Source organism: Idiomarina aminovorans, from assembly GCF_023155095.1.
GTDB lineage: Bacteria > Pseudomonadota > Gammaproteobacteria > Enterobacterales > Alteromonadaceae > Idiomarina > Idiomarina aminovorans.
This window is the reverse complement of record NZ_JAKNDA010000003.1, coordinates 334,612-351,497: the sequence shown is the minus strand read 5'-3', so window position 1 is coordinate 351,497 and position 16,886 is coordinate 334,612. Positions and strand designations below refer to the sequence as shown.

Annotated in this window: 14 protein-coding genes; 13 read left to right on the top strand and 1 reads right to left on the bottom strand. The window is 45.6% G+C overall.

Features of this window, described 5'->3' with window-relative positions; genetic code table 11:
* Positions 1-16 precede the first annotated feature (16 nt).
* From fba to tgt, 7 genes are all read left to right on the top strand, one after another.
* Positions 17-1,081 (top strand): class II fructose-bisphosphate aldolase, encoded by a 1,065-nt coding sequence (fba, locus tag L8G48_RS08250; protein ID WP_248264124.1) that lies wholly within the window; start codon positions 17-19, stop codon positions 1,079-1,081.
* Positions 1,082-1,120: 39 nt separating this feature from the next.
* Positions 1,121-1,906 carry a DUF481 domain-containing protein gene (locus L8G48_RS08245; RefSeq protein WP_248264123.1) on the top strand — a complete coding sequence of 262 codons (786 nt, stop codon included), beginning with the start codon at positions 1,121-1,123 and terminating at the stop codon, positions 1,904-1,906.
* Between the two features lie 108 nt (positions 1,907-2,014).
* Entirely contained in the window at positions 2,015-3,937 is a 1,923-nt protein-coding gene (locus L8G48_RS08240; protein ID WP_248264122.1) for a methyl-accepting chemotaxis protein, read from the top strand.
* Positions 3,938-4,027: 90 nt separating this feature from the next.
* Positions 4,028-4,708: a TIGR00153 family protein gene (locus L8G48_RS08235; protein ID WP_248264121.1), complete on the top strand. Its 681-nt coding sequence runs from the start codon at positions 4,028-4,030 to the stop codon at positions 4,706-4,708.
* 14 nt (positions 4,709-4,722) lie between these two features.
* Positions 4,723-5,994: an inorganic phosphate transporter gene (locus L8G48_RS08230; protein WP_248264120.1), complete on the top strand. Its 1,272-nt coding sequence runs from the start codon at positions 4,723-4,725 to the stop codon at positions 5,992-5,994.
* A gap of 93 nt (positions 5,995-6,087) precedes the next feature.
* A complete protein-coding gene (queA, locus tag L8G48_RS08225) occupies positions 6,088-7,143 on the top strand; it encodes a tRNA preQ1(34) S-adenosylmethionine ribosyltransferase-isomerase QueA (protein WP_248264119.1) in 1,056 nt (351 codons plus the stop codon).
* A gap of 31 nt (positions 7,144-7,174) precedes the next feature.
* A complete protein-coding gene (tgt, locus tag L8G48_RS08220; RefSeq protein ID WP_248264189.1) occupies positions 7,175-8,290 on the top strand; it encodes a tRNA guanosine(34) transglycosylase Tgt in 1,116 nt (371 codons plus the stop codon).
* On the opposite strand, the gene L8G48_RS08215 is transcribed toward tgt, so the two are convergent.
* Positions 8,266-9,603 carry a protein kinase domain-containing protein gene (locus L8G48_RS08215; protein WP_248264118.1) on the bottom strand — a complete coding sequence of 446 codons (1,338 nt, stop codon included), beginning with the start codon at positions 9,601-9,603 and terminating at the stop codon, positions 8,266-8,268. The genes tgt and L8G48_RS08215 overlap by 25 nt on opposite strands.
* A gap of 200 nt (positions 9,604-9,803) precedes the next feature.
* Between L8G48_RS08215 and L8G48_RS08210 the strand changes: the two genes are divergently transcribed.
* The 6 genes from L8G48_RS08210 to L8G48_RS08185 all read left to right on the top strand — a co-directional run bounded on the left by L8G48_RS08210 (position 9,804) and on the right by L8G48_RS08185 (position 16,867).
* Entirely contained in the window at positions 9,804-10,562 is a 759-nt protein-coding gene (locus L8G48_RS08210; protein ID WP_248264117.1) for a PilZ domain-containing protein, read from the top strand.
* Between the two features lie 56 nt (positions 10,563-10,618).
* Complete coding sequence (gene rpsU, locus L8G48_RS08205; protein ID WP_011235429.1) at positions 10,619-10,834, top strand: 30S ribosomal protein S21; 216 nt, start codon at positions 10,619-10,621, stop codon at positions 10,832-10,834.
* Between the two features lie 122 nt (positions 10,835-10,956).
* Entirely contained in the window at positions 10,957-12,702 is a 1,746-nt protein-coding gene (gene dnaG / locus L8G48_RS08200) for a DNA primase (RefSeq protein WP_248264116.1), read from the top strand.
* A gap of 102 nt (positions 12,703-12,804) precedes the next feature.
* Positions 12,805-14,625 carry an RNA polymerase sigma factor RpoD gene (gene rpoD, locus L8G48_RS08195; protein ID WP_248264115.1) on the top strand — a complete coding sequence of 607 codons (1,821 nt, stop codon included), beginning with the start codon at positions 12,805-12,807 and terminating at the stop codon, positions 14,623-14,625.
* Between the two features lie 25 nt (positions 14,626-14,650).
* Positions 14,651-15,430 (top strand): amidohydrolase family protein, encoded by a 780-nt coding sequence (locus L8G48_RS08190; protein ID WP_248264114.1) that lies wholly within the window; start codon positions 14,651-14,653, stop codon positions 15,428-15,430.
* Positions 15,431-15,448: 18 nt separating this feature from the next.
* Complete coding sequence (locus L8G48_RS08185) at positions 15,449-16,867, top strand: ATP-binding protein (RefSeq protein WP_248264113.1); 1,419 nt, start codon at positions 15,449-15,451, stop codon at positions 16,865-16,867.
* Positions 16,868-16,886 lie beyond the last annotated feature (19 nt).

Below are 16,886 nucleotides of genomic sequence, written 5' to 3'. Positions count from 1 at the left end.
ATTAAGGAGTATTTTTATGGCCCTGGTGTCATTACGACAGTTACTAGATCATGCCGCAGAGCATAACTACGGTGTACCCGCATTTAACGTCAACAATCTTGAGCAGATGCGTGCAATTATGCAAGCGGCTGACGCAACTGATAGCCCGGTTATTGTGCAGGCTTCAGCAGGCGCTCGTAAGTACGCCGGTGCTCCTTTCCTGCGCCATTTAATTCAGGCGGCAGTTGAAGAATGGCCACATATTCCAGTGGTTGTGCATCAGGATCACGGTACATCTCCGGGGGTCTGCCAGCGTTCTATTCAACTGGGCTTTAGCTCCGTTATGATGGACGGCTCATTGCTGGAAGACGGTAAAACTCCTGCTGAATATGACTACAACGTAAAAGTTACCAAGCAAACCGTAGAAATGGCGCATGCTTGCGGTGTTTCTGTTGAAGGTGAGCTGGGTTGCTTAGGCTCTCTTGAAACCGGTGAAGCGGGTGAAGAAGACGGTGTCGGTGCCGAAGGTAAACTGTCGCACGAGCAGTTACTGACTAACCCGGAGGAAGCTGCTGAGTTTGTGAAAGCGACTCATGTTGATGCGCTAGCTATTGCTTGTGGTACTTCACATGGTGCCTACAAATTTACCCGCCCACCAACTGGTGATATTTTAGCCATTGATCGCATTAAAGAGATTCACCGCCGCATTCCGGGTACACACTTGGTCATGCATGGTTCATCATCGGTCCCACAAGAGTGGCTTAAAATTATTAATGAATTTGGTGGCGAGATCCCGGAAACTTACGGGGTACCGGTTGAGCAAATTCAGGAAGGAATTAAACATGGCGTGCGTAAAGTCAACGTCGATACCGATTTACGTTTGGCTTCAACAGGTGCTATTCGTCGTCATTTGGCTGAAAATCCGTCAAACTTTGACCCGCGTAAATTCTTCATGGCGGCAACAACGGCTATGGAAGATATTTGCCGGGCGCGCTATGAAGCCTTTGGTTGTGCCGGTATGGCCAGTAAAATTAAGCCAATTAACTTAGAGTCAATGTTTCAGCGCTACGACAACGGCGAATTAGACGCGATTGTTAAGTAACGCAGGCGCTTTGTAAAAGACACAAATAACGAGGTTAGTGTGCGATTTTCTTTATTATTCGCAAGTTTGTTTTTACCTGCAGCGGTCAGTGCGCAAACATTTATGTTTGACGACGCAAAGGACGTTGATACAGAAGCTGTTGAGCAGTGGGAAGCCAGCGCTGAATTTGGTTTACTTTACACTTCTGGGAATACTAAGACCGAAAGCCTGAAAGGCAAGTTCAATGCGTCGCGCGACATTCAAAACTGGCGCCATAAAGGTGTTTTTGATTACTACACAGCAGAACAGGAAGACCAGGAGACCGGAGATAGTGTAGAAACTGCGGACCGCATGTTTATATCGGCTCAGACGAACTATAAGTTTGCTCCTGACAGTCGTGACTCAATGTTTGTGTTCGGTTCCTATGAAGACGACGAATTTAGTGGTTTCGAATATCAGGCGACGGTAGCAACCGGTTATGGTGCCCGTTATCGTTACAATGACGATATTTACGCTGACTACGAAATTGGTCCGGGTTATTCGAGAACTAAGCCCGTGCAAACTGACAATGAGCCCTCAGTCCAGTCAGAAGGCTCGATGATCTTGCGTTTAGCGGGTGGATTGAACTGGAAAATTAGTGAAAATTCTCGTTTTAATGCGTTGTTGTCATCAGAAGTTGGTGAGGACAATACCAAGAGCAAAGCAGAGTTTTCCGTTTCAGCGAATATTAACAGTTCACTGGCAATGAAGTTGTCACTGGGAGCAAACCATAACTCTCACGTTTCAGATGAAAGCATTGAAAAGCTGGATACAGAAACAGCAGTTACTCTGGTTTACTCTTTTTAGAATTTGCGAGTTGATAACCGACAAGCCGTGGCTATTGCCACGGCTTTTTTCATTAACATGTCATAAAACCGTCTTAAACTGGTTCTCTATTCTCTACAGGGCTGGTTTATGCGCGTTTCAACTTTTAGTCGTAGTTCTTCATTTTCTCTGCTGGGTTTGTCTTTATTGTTTTTGTCTGTGCTTATATGGGCAAATAACCAGCTGCGGCAATTTGAGCAACAGCAAGAGGTTTATTCGTCTATAAAAGAGAAGCTAATGGTTGAGGTTGTAACTGAACTCAGTGGTTATTTACAATCTGGTAACGCACTTTTGTTGAACAAGGCTGAAGTTTCAGTCAGTGAGGTTAGTGCAGAACTAGATGCCTTGAATTTACCAGGTACCCGGTCTATACAAAAACAGCTGAATATTATTGGCACTCGAATTTCAAGTGATTATCGTGCGATAGGAAAGCTTTCTGGACAAGAATCTGCGTTGCTGGTCAATGCAGAACGCTCGATGTTTAACGAATTATCAAGCTTGTTCGACTATGCACAAAAAGGCAGTAGCAATAACCCATCGGCGGCAGAAAGTTACCTCAGTATTGGGAGCGATTTAGTGCTGTTAATTGCTAATTTGGTGCACACAAGAGAGCGGCTGTTCAGCGACGAGGTAGATAAGCAAGCATTAAGGCAAGTGCTTAAAGCAATCGAAAAAGAAATAGAACGGTTACAGCAGTTACCGGAACTGGGCGTAAAAGAAGAGCTGCCTGACCAGTCTATGATGTTGGTGGCAAAAGAAGCGAAAGAACTGGGTCCAAAAATAATTTCAGAGATGAGTAATTTAGTTCGGCGTTACCCTAATGAACTATCTTCAACCTTAAAGCTTATTCAGTCTCGCCAGCAGGCTTTCAATTCAATTTCCGATGATATCGCGACTGTTCAATCTTTAGCCGTAGAAGTAGAGCAGAAACTTTTGCAAAAACAGCAAGCTAGTTTGATGCAGATAAAGCTGGCTCTGATTGCTTTAGTCGCTGTTTTGCTGCTGTTTTCGATACTGAACTTTGTATTGCTAAAACGTATGGTACTGACGCCTTTGAGGAGTCTGCGTGATGCCATGGAGACTTTGCTGAGAAAAAAAGAATTAAACTACTTACCGAACGCCGATCGCGATACAGAAATGGCCGAAATCGCTTCATTTTTTAACGGTATTCTGGAACAAACTCAGCGCCGCGACGAGGAAAAGTCTCAGCAAATGACGGTGGTCAATGAAGCGTTAAAACGAGTCATACAAGAATTACAGCAAATTGTTCAGTCATCTGCAGACACGCAGGCATCAGCTTCCACAACTATCCAGGGCATTGAGGATTTAAGCGAGCTAACTCAAGAACTCAACCAGTGCACCAATACTCTTGAAAAGAATGCACTGGACACGCAAGACTCAATGAAACATAGCCGTCAGCATATTCTTAAATTAAAAAGCGCCTCAGAGCTGAATGAAAAAGCAATTAAAACGGCCAAGCGTTCCGCCGAAGAGCTGGACCACTCGGTAAAAGAGGTAAAAGACGCACTGTCTATTATTTCAGGTATTGCGGATCAGACCAACTTGCTGGCACTGAATGCGGCAATTGAAGCAGCCAGAGCAGGTGAGCAAGGACGCGGTTTTGCAGTGGTGGCTGATGAAGTCCGACAGTTGGCGCAAAAAACGCAGTCTTCTCTTGGTGGCATTAATGATTCTTTGAACCAGTTAACCGAGGCATCGCTTTCCATTGAAAATGGTTACCAGGAAATAGCCGAAGCCAGCGATTCCCAGCAGCAATTCGTTGAACGCTTGGTAGAAACTGCAAATGAGGTTTCGACTCAGGCGCAGGCTTCAACCGAAGAAGCTAAAACCTCATTCCGGTTAGCGGAGCAGCAAGCAGACAAAGTTAACGGTTTTTCAGTTCAGTTGCAGCAATTAGTGAACGAAATGAATAACGCGCATGAGTTGTTAAGACAAGTGGAAGCGCAGGTGGGCACTCAAAGAGTGGAAATAGAACGGGCATTTAATGTTTGAGTAATTAATCAAATCTTACGGTTTTCTTTATCCCTAGATTTCGCTAATATTCGCGCCAGCTAACATCGGCTGAAGAAATCGGATAATGTTATGTCAGTAAACTCATTTCTTGGGGTATTTGCTAAATCTCCAATTAAACCGATGATTGAGCACATGGATGAAGTGCACCGCTGCGCTTATGCGCTTAGAGATTTCTTTAAAGCGGTTTATTCGAAGGACTGGCAGAGTGCAGAAGTGGCTCGTGCAACCATCGTAAAACACGAATCAAACGCGGATGATATGAAACGTAAAATCCGTCTGAACCTCCCTGGTGGCTTATTTATGCCGGTAGAGCGTGCGGATTTGCTCGAGCTTGTCTCTCAGCAGGACAAAATTGCCAATAAAGCCAAAGATATCTCCGGTCTGGTCACCGGACGCGAACTGATCATTCCAGAGCCATTAGTAAAAGATTTTGACGCTTATTTAAGTCGTTGTCTGGATGCAACCGATAAAGCTCGCGAAACCATTGGCGAGTTTGATGACTTGTTGGAAGCCGGATTCAAAGGTCGTGAACGCGAGCTTGTCGACAACTTTATTATAGAACTTGATGCAATTGAAGCTGATACCGACCAACTTCAAATAAAATTGCGTCAGGATCTGCGTAAAATTGAACTGGATATGAACCCACTTGATGCGATGTTCTTATACCGCATTTTGGACTGGGTTGGCGATTTAGCCGACTTAGCCGAGCGAGTAGGTGCACGTTTTGAACTGATGCTAGCACGCGTCTAAGCGGAGTCTGATTGATGGATATTATTTCTAGCTACAGCCTCCTGCTTATCGGGATGGCCGCAGTTTTCGGTTTCTTTATGGCCTGGGGTGTCGGTGCAAACGATGTTGCTAACGCCATGGGTACCTCGGTTGGTTCAAAAGCACTGACAATTAAGCAAGCCATTGTCATTGCCATGATATTCGAGTTTGCCGGCGCTTATCTGGCCGGCGGCGAAGTCACCAATACCGTTCGCAAAGGTATTATCGATTCCGCGTATTTCGTGGATCAGCCTGAACTGCTGGTGTTTGGTATGATTTCCGCTCTGTTAGCCGCTGGCTTTTGGCTAATGTTCGCTTCCTATCTTGGCTGGCCGGTATCAACCACTCATTCGATTATTGGTGCTATTGTTGGATTTTCTGCTGTTGGTGTCAGTATGGAATCCGTGCAGTGGGCTAAAGTTGGGGGGGTGGTTGGAAGCTGGGTCGTCACCCCTGCCATCTCCGGCTTTATTGCCTATCTCATATTTATGAGTGCGCAAAAGCTGATCTTTGACCGATCAAACCCGCTGGAAATGGCGAAACGCTATGTACCATTTTATATGGGGTTAGCAGGCTTTGTTATCTCTCTGGTGACGATAAAGAAAGGCCTGAAGCATGTAGGTTTAGATCTCGGAAGCTTAGAAGGGTACCTTTGGGCAATAGCGGTTGCTTTTGTCGTGTTTATTATTGGCAAAATTGCGATTAAGCGGCTCAAATTTAACCCATCTGATGACATTGACATGCATTACACCAACGTGGAGAAAGTTTTTGCAGTGCTGATGGTTGTAACTGCCTGTGCAATGGCTTTTGCGCACGGTTCAAACGATGTTGCCAATGCTATTGGTCCGCTTGCCGCTGTCGTCAGTGTGGTAACCAGTGGCGGTGACATAGCCAGTAAAGCACAATTGGCCTGGTGGGTATTACCTTTAGGCGGCATTGGTATTGTTGCGGGTCTGGCCATGCTGGGAAAACGTGTTATTGCAACCATTGGTAATGGTATTACGCACTTAACCCCAAGCCGTGGTTTCGCCGCAGAGCTTGCCGCTGCGACAACGGTGGTTCTTGCCTCCGGTACCGGGTTACCTATTTCAACCACGCAAACGCTGGTAGGTGCTGTACTGGGTGTTGGCATGGCTCGCGGTATTGCCGCTTTGAACTTAGGTGTTGTCCGCAACATTGTTATTTCATGGGTGGTGACCTTGCCGGCAGGCGCCATTATGTCGATTATTTTCTTCTACATTCTAAAAGCAATTTTCGGCGTCGATTAAGCTTGCGACAAACAGGCAGCCTGTAACAGTGACAGGCTGCCTGCTTTGCAGTAAAATTCGCGCATTATTACCTATCGCAATTGCAGCGCGGATATGTCACATACGAATCATTCTTCTCTAAAAGTCAGTGACTTTTCATTTGAGCTACCCGACGAACTGATTGCGCGCTATCCGCAGGAACAGCGCAGTGCAAGTCGTTTACTTTCGGTTAACTCGAGTGAAAACAGCATAGAACATAAACACTTCAAAAATATTGTTGATGAACTAAATGCCGGAGACTTGTTGGTGTTTAACGATACCCGGGTTATTCCGGCTCGCCTGCTGGGCGAGAAAGTCTCTGGCGGTAAAGTTGAAGTTTTGGTTGAACGTTTACTGGATGATCACCGTGTATTGGCTCACGTTCGCGCCAACCGAGCGCCTAAAGCGGGCGCTGAATTAGTGTTAGAAGGCCATGTAAAAGTCACCATGCTGGACCGCCATGACGCTCTTTTTGAACTGAAGTTTGAGCATGACGAAACGGTCTTAGAATTGCTCGAGCAACATGGGCACATGCCGCTGCCGCCTTATATTGACCGCCCGGACGAAAGCTCCGATAAAGAGCGTTATCAGACTGTTTATAACCGTGAACCGGGTGCCGTTGCGGCACCAACCGCAGGTCTGCATTTTGACGATGATATTTTGCAACAGCTGCGGGACAAGGGCGTAAACTTTGCCTATGTAACCCTGCACGTAGGCGCAGGTACGTTTCAGCCTGTGCGTGTTGAAGACATTAATGACCACGTTATGCACAGCGAGTACGCTAAAGTCAGTGCCGAAACCTGTGATGCTATAAAGCAAACAAAGGCTGCGGGTGGACGAGTTGTCGCTGTGGGCACCACGTCGGTTCGCTCACTCGAATCAGCCGCTCAGGCTGCAACGTGCGAAATCATTGACTCCTTTTTTGATGACACCGATATTTTTATTTTTCCCGGTTACGAATTTAAAGTGGTCGATAGCCTGATCACTAACTTTCATTTGCCGGAGTCCACGCTCATTATGCTGGTTTCGGCATTTTCAGGTCGTGATTTGATTATGAAAGCCTATAATGAGGCCATTAAAGAACGCTACCGTTTCTTTAGTTATGGCGATGCTATGCTGTTGCAGCGCTAAACTTAATACACTGAAGTGAACACTTATGACAATGAAATTTGAATTAGATAAAACCAGTGGGCGTGCGCGTCGCGGGCGCATGGTGTTTGAGCGCGGAACCGTAGAAACACCGGCATTTATGCCGGTAGGTACCCTGGGTACGATAAAAGGTATGACACCGGAAGAAGTGAAGGAAACCGGCGCACAAATTTGTCTGGGTAACACCTTTCACTTAATGCTGCGCCCGGGTACCCAAATTATCCAGCAACATGGTGACTTGCATGACTTCATGAACTGGGATAAGCCTATTTTGACCGACTCGGGTGGCTTTCAGGTGTTCAGTCTGGGAGAGCTGCGCAAAATTACCGAGGAGGGCGTGACTTTCCGCTCACCTATTAACGGTGAAAAAATCATGCTGACCCCGGAAAAATCTATGCAGGTTCAGCGCGAACTCGGCTCAGATATTGTCATGATATTTGATGAGTGTACGCCTTTTCCGGCCACTCAGGGGGAAGCACGCAGTTCAATGGAGTTGTCGTTGCGCTGGGCCGAACGTTCAAAGCAAGAACATGGCGATAGTAAAGCGGCTTTGTTTGGCATTATCCAGGGTGGAATGTACGAAGAGCTTCGCGATATCTCCTTAAAAGGCCTGACTGATATTGAGTTTGATGGCTACGCAATTGGCGGCCTGTCGGTCGGCGAGCCGAAAGAAGATATGATGCGAATTCTGGAGCACACCGCGCCGCAAATGCCGGAACAAAAACCGCGTTATTTAATGGGCGTGGGCAAACCGGAAGACTTAGTGGAAGCTGTGCGGCGCGGTATTGATATGTTCGACTGCGTTATGCCGACCCGAAATGCCCGTAATGGTCATTTGTTTATCAGTTCGGGCGTCGTTAAAATTCGTAATGCCGTTCATCGCACAGATACCTCGCCGTTAGATGGCAACTGTGATTGCTATACCTGCAAAAACTACTCACGCGCGTACTTGCATCACTTAGATCGCACCAATGAAATGCTGGGCTCGCGCCTGAATACCATTCATAATCTGCGGTTTTATCAAAAAGTGATGAGTGATATGCGCGATGCCCTGGATACGGGGACTTTTGATGAATTCGTACAGGAATTTTACCAGCTAAGAGATCAATCCGTACCGCCGCTGGATTGATATTGACGTATTTCACTATGTAATTCCCGGTAGCGGTCAACATCAGGCCGATGTTTGATCGCTGCATTTATCGAATGCGCCGCCGAGCCCTTCCACCTTTCAACCAGATGCGGCTGCTCACTATTCAGCCGGGCAAGGCCCAGATACATTTTTGCTAAAAAGTAATGGGCAGCCGGGGCATCGTCATAACTTTCGGTTTCTCCAAACTCGTTAATCGCATTTAGTAACATGGTGGTTAGCTGAGCGTTACTAAACAGCTTTTCTGAGTTTAGGATAAATTCAGCGCGTTTTCCGTGGTAGTTCAGTTTGTTGGGTCTATCCGAAATTAAGTCATCAAAATGAATCAGTGCTGACTCAGCTTGGTCAGCGGCTTGCTGGGTATAGCCATCGTTGGCTAAGTGTTGAGAATAATGCGCAAAAACCAGTGCATGTTCGTAATGGTTCTGTTCAGTTGAGTAACTCTCAAATAAGTGTTCTGTTGTTGGTTCACGTAAAAAAACAAAAATAAGAACAATAATGGCTGCAACGGTGACATTAGCAGCGGCAAATTTAAAAATTCGCTTTTTAGACTGATAACGATTAAGCCAGCTGCTGAGCTCTTGGCGCAGATCATCGCAATTGCGAAAGCGTGAGTTTGGTTCTAACGAGAGTGCTTGTTTAATCATACGGCTTAAATTCGAGGGAATTTGACCTTGGTATGTAATGGGTTGCTGGAAGAAATGTTCGGGCTTCATTTTGGTCAACAAAAAGAGAAGCAGAGAACTCAGCTGATAGATATCCCGTTGAATGCTTGCCGGCGAACTTGGCGCCGCAATACTGAGATCAACTAAAACCGCCTCTTTATTGTGTTGGGGGGCATTTTCAGCCTCAACGCGTAGCATAATGTTGTGTAAATTGATGTCATTGTGTGCATAGCCGGCTTCATGCATGAGGCACACGCCCTCAGTCAGCGAGTGAACAACTTTCACCGTGTCATAAACCGACATTGATTTTTGCAGCTTACTGAGTGGTTTACCTTCAATGTATTCAAGCACCATAAACAGCGATGATGAAGGAATTTCAGGCTCACCAACATCAAAAACCCGGCAAAGCGCAGGGTGATCAACACTCGATAATAAGCGAGCCTCGTTGACCAATCTATGACGACTGACAATAGAGGGCGAACGTGCAAACTTAATGGCAACATTGCGGTTTAAACGTTGATCGTGGGCTTTATAAACCAAACCGCTACCACCTTGCCCCAATAACCTAATGCACCGATAACGTGCCGGTATTGGGTAAGGAAAAGTTGTGTCTGGATGTTCTTCAGCCAAATTTTCATCCTTACTGTTAAGCCGACGACTAGTTTAACGATGACGAGCATCAAACAACAGGCTTAGCCACGGTGTTAATGAACTGTTGAAAAAACGACGTCAATTGACATCACTGAAAATTAATTGACCAACTGGTTAAAAAATAGCAAATTTAAGCTATGATGAACTTTATAAAAATAATAAAGCAGGAGTTAGCACTGATGCAGGCAATCAATGATGTTTTAGCAAACAGTGGATTCAGGCAATCTGTTGAAATCCAAATTAAACATAACGACGGTTACAAACGCCTAAATATGACGCTGGTGGGGCAACAGTACCCAGATTACCTTATTTTAGAGCTGTCCAGACAGTATTGTTGGCAAGATGCTTTGCCGCTGCTGGTCTCGGAAAAAACGGTTGGTCTGAAAACGGTGTCTCATGCCGGAGAACAGATAACCGGCGTTGGTGATATTTTGCACATTACTCAGTACCCACAAAAATTAATATTTGTCAGTTATCCCCGAGAGGCAGACATTCAAGTATTAAGATCATCACCAAGAATTGCGGTGAACTGTGAGGCTAATCTGCAATTTCGGTTGAAAGATAAACTCAGTGACCCTTTTTCAGGAAAGGTTGTCGACATTTCCGATAAGGGTATAGCTTTTAATTACCGCGGCACCTTGCCTATCGATACCCATACTGATCAAGAGTTGCCGGCTGAAGTAAGAGTAAAAAACAGCGATGATACAATCACTTTTCAAGGACTTTTAACGAAAAGCACAAAGTCGGTAGGCCCGCAGTTGTGGCAGTTTGGACTCTCTTATAAACAAAAACCAAATAATTTGCAGGATTTAGTCAGTAAGTTATTACTGGAGTCTGCGCCAGTCCGCGAGTTGCTTAGCGATAATGATTCAGGATGGGAAGCGTCGGATAAGACTTTACAAGCCGAATCTGAGTCGGTACAATTTAGCACCAATTGAGCCCGTAGTGGTTAACTTTTAACCGAAATAGATAATTTATCCGAGGTGATTTTTTAATGCCAGTCGTTAAAGTGAAAGAAAACGAGCCGTTTGACGTAGCTTTGCGTCGCTTTAAGCGCTCTTGTGAAAAAGCAGGTGTTCTGTCTGAAGTTCGTCGTCGCGAGCACTATGAAAAGCCGACTTCAGAGCGTAAACGCAAGAAAGCTGCTGCGGTAAAGCGTCACGCGAAAAAACTGTCTCGTGATAACGCTCGTCGTACGCGTCTTTACTAAGACTTTTTTTACGACAATTTGAGTGTTCACTTTTCCGTAAAGTGCTGAAAGCCGTGACTGTATCGTCACGGCTTTTGTGTTTCTGCTAGTTTCTGTTTTCGCAACTCCGGTATTGAGACAATATGGCAGGCTTGATCCCCAAAAGCTTTATTCATGATTTGCTTGAACGAGCAGATATCGTCGAGATAGTTGATAGCCGTGTGCCGTTGAAAAAGGCCGGCAAGAATCATCAGGCGTGCTGCCCGTTCCATAATGAAAAGACACCTTCATTTACGGTCAGTCAGGATAAGCAGTTTTACCATTGTTTTGGCTGCGGTCAGCATGGCAATGCCATAGACTTTTTGATGGAATTTGATGGCTTAAACTTTCCCGATGCGGTAGAAGAGCTCGCCGGCATTATGGGCGTTGAAGTTGTGCGCGAGCAGCCGGAAAACCCCGAGCTGGCGCACAAGAAACAGCAGCAGGTGCAAGACGACGCCAAGCTAATGAGTAAAACGGCCCGGTTTTTCCAGCATCAGCTCAAGCACCATGAGAACTCAAAACGGGTTATTGATTACTTAAAAGGCCGGGGCTTAAGTGGCGAAACAGTAAAACGTTTTCAAATTGGCTATGCACCCGACGCCTGGGACAGTCTGCTCAGCACATTCGGCAGCGCAACTCAGCAACGGCAGCAACTGCTGGAATTGAAACTGATCAACCGCAACGAAAAAGGACGGCATTACGACTTTTTCAGAGACCGGGTGATGTTTCCAATTCATGATCGCCGTGGTCGGGTTGTGGGTTTTGGCGGACGCATTATTGATGGTGACGGGCCTAAGTACTTAAACTCCCCGGAAACTCGCTTATTTCATAAAGGCAGTGAGCTTTACGGCTACTGGCACATGCAGCAAGCCGTAAGGAAACCTGAACAGGTTTGTATTGTTGAAGGTTATATGGATGTCGTGGCGCTCTCAGAGGCTGGTATCCATTACGCAGTTGCTTCACTGGGAACGGCTACTACCAGTGAACAATTACAGCGATTATTTCGTACCAGTAATAGAATTGTTTGTTGTTATGACGGCGACAGAGCTGGCCGGGATGCCGCCTGGAGAGCGTTAGAAAACGCACTGCCGTTACTACGCGACGGTTTGGATATGGCATTTTTGTTTTTACCCGAGGGGGAAGACCCGGACTCAGTGGTAAAAGAACAGGGTGCAGAGGCTTTTGAGCAGCAATTAAAAAAAGCAACGCCATTCACTGAGTATTTCTTTGAGCATTTGCAGACAGATATTGACGTTAGTACTGACGCCGGACGGTCTCAGTTACTGAATATTGCAAAGCCACTTATTGAAAAGTTAGCCAGTGATTATTATCGCGATACTTTAATGCAGCGATTAGCGGAAAAGCTTCGTCGCGAGACATCTCAGTTGGAACGTCACTTTGATAAACCACAGCGTCATGCGCGGCCTAAAGAAAGCGTCAGAATGACACCGCTAAGAAAAGCCATTGCTTTGTTATTGCAGTATCCTCAGTTAGCGCAGTCTATTCCGGTGAAGGAAGAATTACGGGGACTGCGGGTTAATGGTATTGATTTACTGATAGCCCTGCATAAGCAGTGCGCAGAACGACAAATGACAACGGCACAGGTATTGGAAGGCTGGCGCGATACAGAATATTATCAGCCTTTGCAAAAACTGGCGTTGTGGCAACATCAGCTTGATGACGATAACGTTGAACAAGAATTTAACGATATATTTATTTACCTTATTGACCAATATTTTGAGCAGCGTGCTAATGCGCTTTTAAAGAAAGAGCAGGAAGGGGCTCTGTCTCGGACAGAGCGTCAAGAATACCAGACACTCATTCAGTATTTGAGTAAGGCAAGATAGTACATCTGAGTGCGCCTTGCGCTAGCTTAGAGGTCAGTATTCTGTTATGCTATTGGGTCATTTTGGATACTCTACATTCACAGTCACAGGTGGAACGTCTGTATGCAGCAGAATCGGCAATCGCAACTTAAGGTCCTTATTGCGAAAGGCAAAGAACAAGGGTTTTTGACATTTGCTGAAGTCAATGACCATTTACCGCAAGAAATTGTTGATTCCGATCAGGTTGAAGACATTATTCGCATGATCAACGACATGGGGATCCGCGTGTTTGAAAGCGCACCCGATGCCGATGACTTGATGATGGCAGAAAGTGCTGCTGATGAAGACGCTGCCGAAGAGGCCGCTCAGGCATTAGCCTCTGTTGACGGTGAAATTGGTCGTACGACTGACCCCGTGCGTATGTACATGCGCGAAATGGGAACGGTTGAGCTACTGACTCGTGAAGGCGAAATCACCATTGCCAAACGCATTGAAGAGGGGATTAATCAGGTTCAGTGCTCTGTTGCTGAATACCCTGAAGCCATCAATTTCTTGCTCGATCAATGGGATTCCTACGAAGCTGAAGAGCTGCGTTTAACCGATATTATTTCCGGCTTCATCGACCCTGACGAAGTAGACGAAGCTCCTGTGACCGCTACTCACATTGGCTCTGAGCTTCCGACCGAAGAGTTGAAACATGAAGATGACGAGGATGACGAAGAAGCGGATACTGGCATTGATCCAGAGTTTGCACGAAGCAAATTTAATGCGCTGCGCGAGCAATACGAAGTCACTCGCCAGGCAATAGCTGAGCATGGTCGCGATGGCGCTGATGCCCGCGTTGAAATTGATAAGCTAAGCGAGTTATTCAAACAGTTTCGTTTAGTGCCAAAGCAATTTGACCGGCTGGTTAAAGACATGCGCAGCATGATGCAGCGTGTACGCGTTCAGGAACGTATTATTATGAAGATAAGCGTTGAACAGGGCGAAATGTCCAAGCGCAACTTCATGAAAGCGTTTTCCAGCCATGAAAACAACATGGCCTGGGTCGATAAAGAAATAAACTCTGGTGCAAGCTACGCCAGTGCATTGAAAGAAGTTCGCGGCGAAATTGAACGCTGCGTTAACAAACTGGTTGATGTAGAAAAAGAAACTGGCTTAACCATTAGTAAAGTCAAAGAAATTAACCGTCGCATGTCTATTGGCGAAGCAAAAGCCGGCCGTGCGAAAAAAGAAATGGTGGAAGCCAACTTACGTTTGGTTATCTCTATAGCCAAAAAGTATACCAACCGAGGCTTACAGTTCCTGGACTTAATTCAGGAAGGTAATATTGGTTTGATGAAGGCCGTGGACAAGTTTGAATACCGTCGTGGTTATAAGTTTTCAACTTATGCGACCTGGTGGATCCGTCAGGCCATTACACGTTCCATTGCTGATCAGGCTCGTACCATTCGAATTCCGGTGCATATGATTGAGACTATCAATAAGCTCAACCGTATATCGCGTCAAATGCTGCAGGAAATGGGTCGTGAGCCAATTCCGGAAGAACTGGCAGAGCGCATGATGATGCCGGAAGACAAAATTCGTAAAGTATTGAAAATAGCGAAAGAACCTATTTCAATGGAAACGCCAATTGGTGATGACGAAGATTCACATTTGGGCGACTTTATTGAAGATAACACTCTGGATTTACCGATAAATTCGGCAACCTCAGAAAGTTTGCGCAATTCAGTTCATGACGTACTGGGTGGTTTAACTGCTCGTGAAGCTAAAGTATTGCGCATGCGCTTTGGTATTGATATGAATACCGACCATACTTTGGAAGAAGTGGGCAAGCAGTTTGATGTAACTCGTGAACGAATTCGTCAAATTGAAGCCAAAGCACTAAGAAAACTACGCCATCCAAGCCGCTCTGAACAGCTGAAATCGTTCTTGGATGAGTAAGATACTCTCTGACACAGGAGGCAGTATGGGTAACAACCGTGACCATTGGCCGAAACGTATTATTGACTCTCATCTGCATATTTACGATGACGAGTTTCCGCTAATTGAAAACCAAGGTCATATCCCTGAGCCTTTTTACATTGATGACTATCGTAATATGGTACGTGGCCTGCCTATAGAAGGTGGTGTTATCGTTTCAGGTTCATTCCAGGGCTTTGAGCAACGCTATTTGAAAGCCGCGCTGGAAAACTTAGGTGGGAACTTTGTCGGTATCACACAGTTGCCCGGCTCTGTTAACGATGAGAAGATACAGCAACTGAATGAGCATGGTATTCGCGGTGTACGCGTTAACCTGAAACGTGGTGTCCACCGAGATATCGACGGTATCGTAGAGTTCGGTAAACGGATTTGGGATTTAGCCGGCTGGCATCTGGAAATTTATGTCGATAGTCGCGAACTGGATGATATGGTTCCTACGTTATTAAAACTGCCAAAGCTTAGTGTTGACCATTTAGGCATGGCAAAATCAGGGTTGTCCCAGGTTCGCCGTTTAGCCGAAGGTGGCGTTAAAATTAAAGCTAGTGGCTTTGGACGTACTGAAGTGAATATTGAAGATGCCATTAAAACACTGAATAAAACCAACCCAGATGCATTAATGTTTGGGACCGACTTACCGGGCACGCGCAGTAACCGCTCATTTGAGCCTTCAGACATAGCGAGTGTAGTAAATGCTTTGGATGAAAATGAAGAAGCGATTGATAAAGTGTTTTATCAAAACGCTCGTGACTTCTATAAACTGCCTTAGTAAAAGAGAGTGAGGTAAGTGCAGTCTCTCTCTTTTCACACCAAACACAACCGCTGGTTGGCTATTGTATTAATTGCAGTAGCTGTCGGCGGTTTGTTGGTCGCATTCTGGTTTTCCGCAAGTGAAACATTAGACCGTAATCAAACCTCTATGAGCCGTGCCTGTAAAAATGCGCAGCTTGCCATTAACAGCCTGTTTCCTGCTTCAGAATCACCACAACAGCAAGTCGCAAACCCTGAGCTAATGCATCAGGCACTGAGTGATTCAATAAAGGGCACTAACGGGGTTAACGGTGGCTTTTGGCATACGGCTCAAGGCTTTATGGGCTTTTCCTCACCCTCAGAAAGCGGCAGTAATGCTGACATTAATGTTAATAATAATGGCGCGCCAATGGTTCGCTCGGCTGTTCAGCGCTCGTTAGAGCAACAGCAAGAAGTTGTTTCCGTTCAGTCAAATGATCAGATCGTTACTGTAGTGGCGGCTTGCCCGGAGACAAACCATTATAATTTGGGTATTTGGCTGAAAAGAAGTGTACAGCTGGTACCGGCAAACTTTACCGTTATTGTTAGTGGACTGTTTGTACTGCTTGCTATTATTGGCGGCCTGTTGATTGTGCGTGAGTCGGTATTTAATCGAAACTGGCACTCAGAACGTGACCGCATTGTGAGTCAGGCTGAAGATACGTCTCAGGCGGTGTCTGTGACAACTGAAATTCCCGAGATACAACCGTTACTTATGCTGTTGTATCAGGCTCGTCAGCAAATTGAGGCAAAAGATCGGGAACTGAGTCAGCAAATGAACAAAGTTATTATGGCTAACCAAAAAACATTAATTGGCCGTATAGCCCGCTCGATGACAGCATTAGCCCTGACTGAGCTGGAAGGCATAAAACGTAAATTGCCAAAAGCCAATGCAGAAGACATTAAAGACAAAGTGTCACAGTTAACAGACTTATTCAGTTCATTTGAGAGGGTGACTGCCGACGTTGGCAACAGCAAGCCGATATTAATTGACACCGAGGACTTTCTTCAGGACTTGAGCGATTACCATGAAACGCACGGAAACGTTAAGGACATAACTTTAACAGCCATTGCCGATAAAGGCCTTAAATTTCATGCTGAGCCTTTACTCATGCGCTTTGTAATAGATTACCTGATACGTCATATCATGACTTTTGCACCGGATAATTCGGAAATAATGCTGCAGGCAACCGCAGAAGATAACTTTGTCAAAATTGCTATTAGCGACGAAAGTTCAGGTATAGAAGAGAAAAACAAACATTTACTTTTCCATGCCGACGAACTGGCGCCAACACAGTATGGTATAGGGCTTAAGGTAGTGCGGGATACGCTGAACAGCCTGGGTGGCGACATCAGTTATGAGAAAGTTGATAAAACTTCACGATTTAACGTGCTGATACCCATGACAAAAGCGTAAAAAGTTCGTATAATTTGCG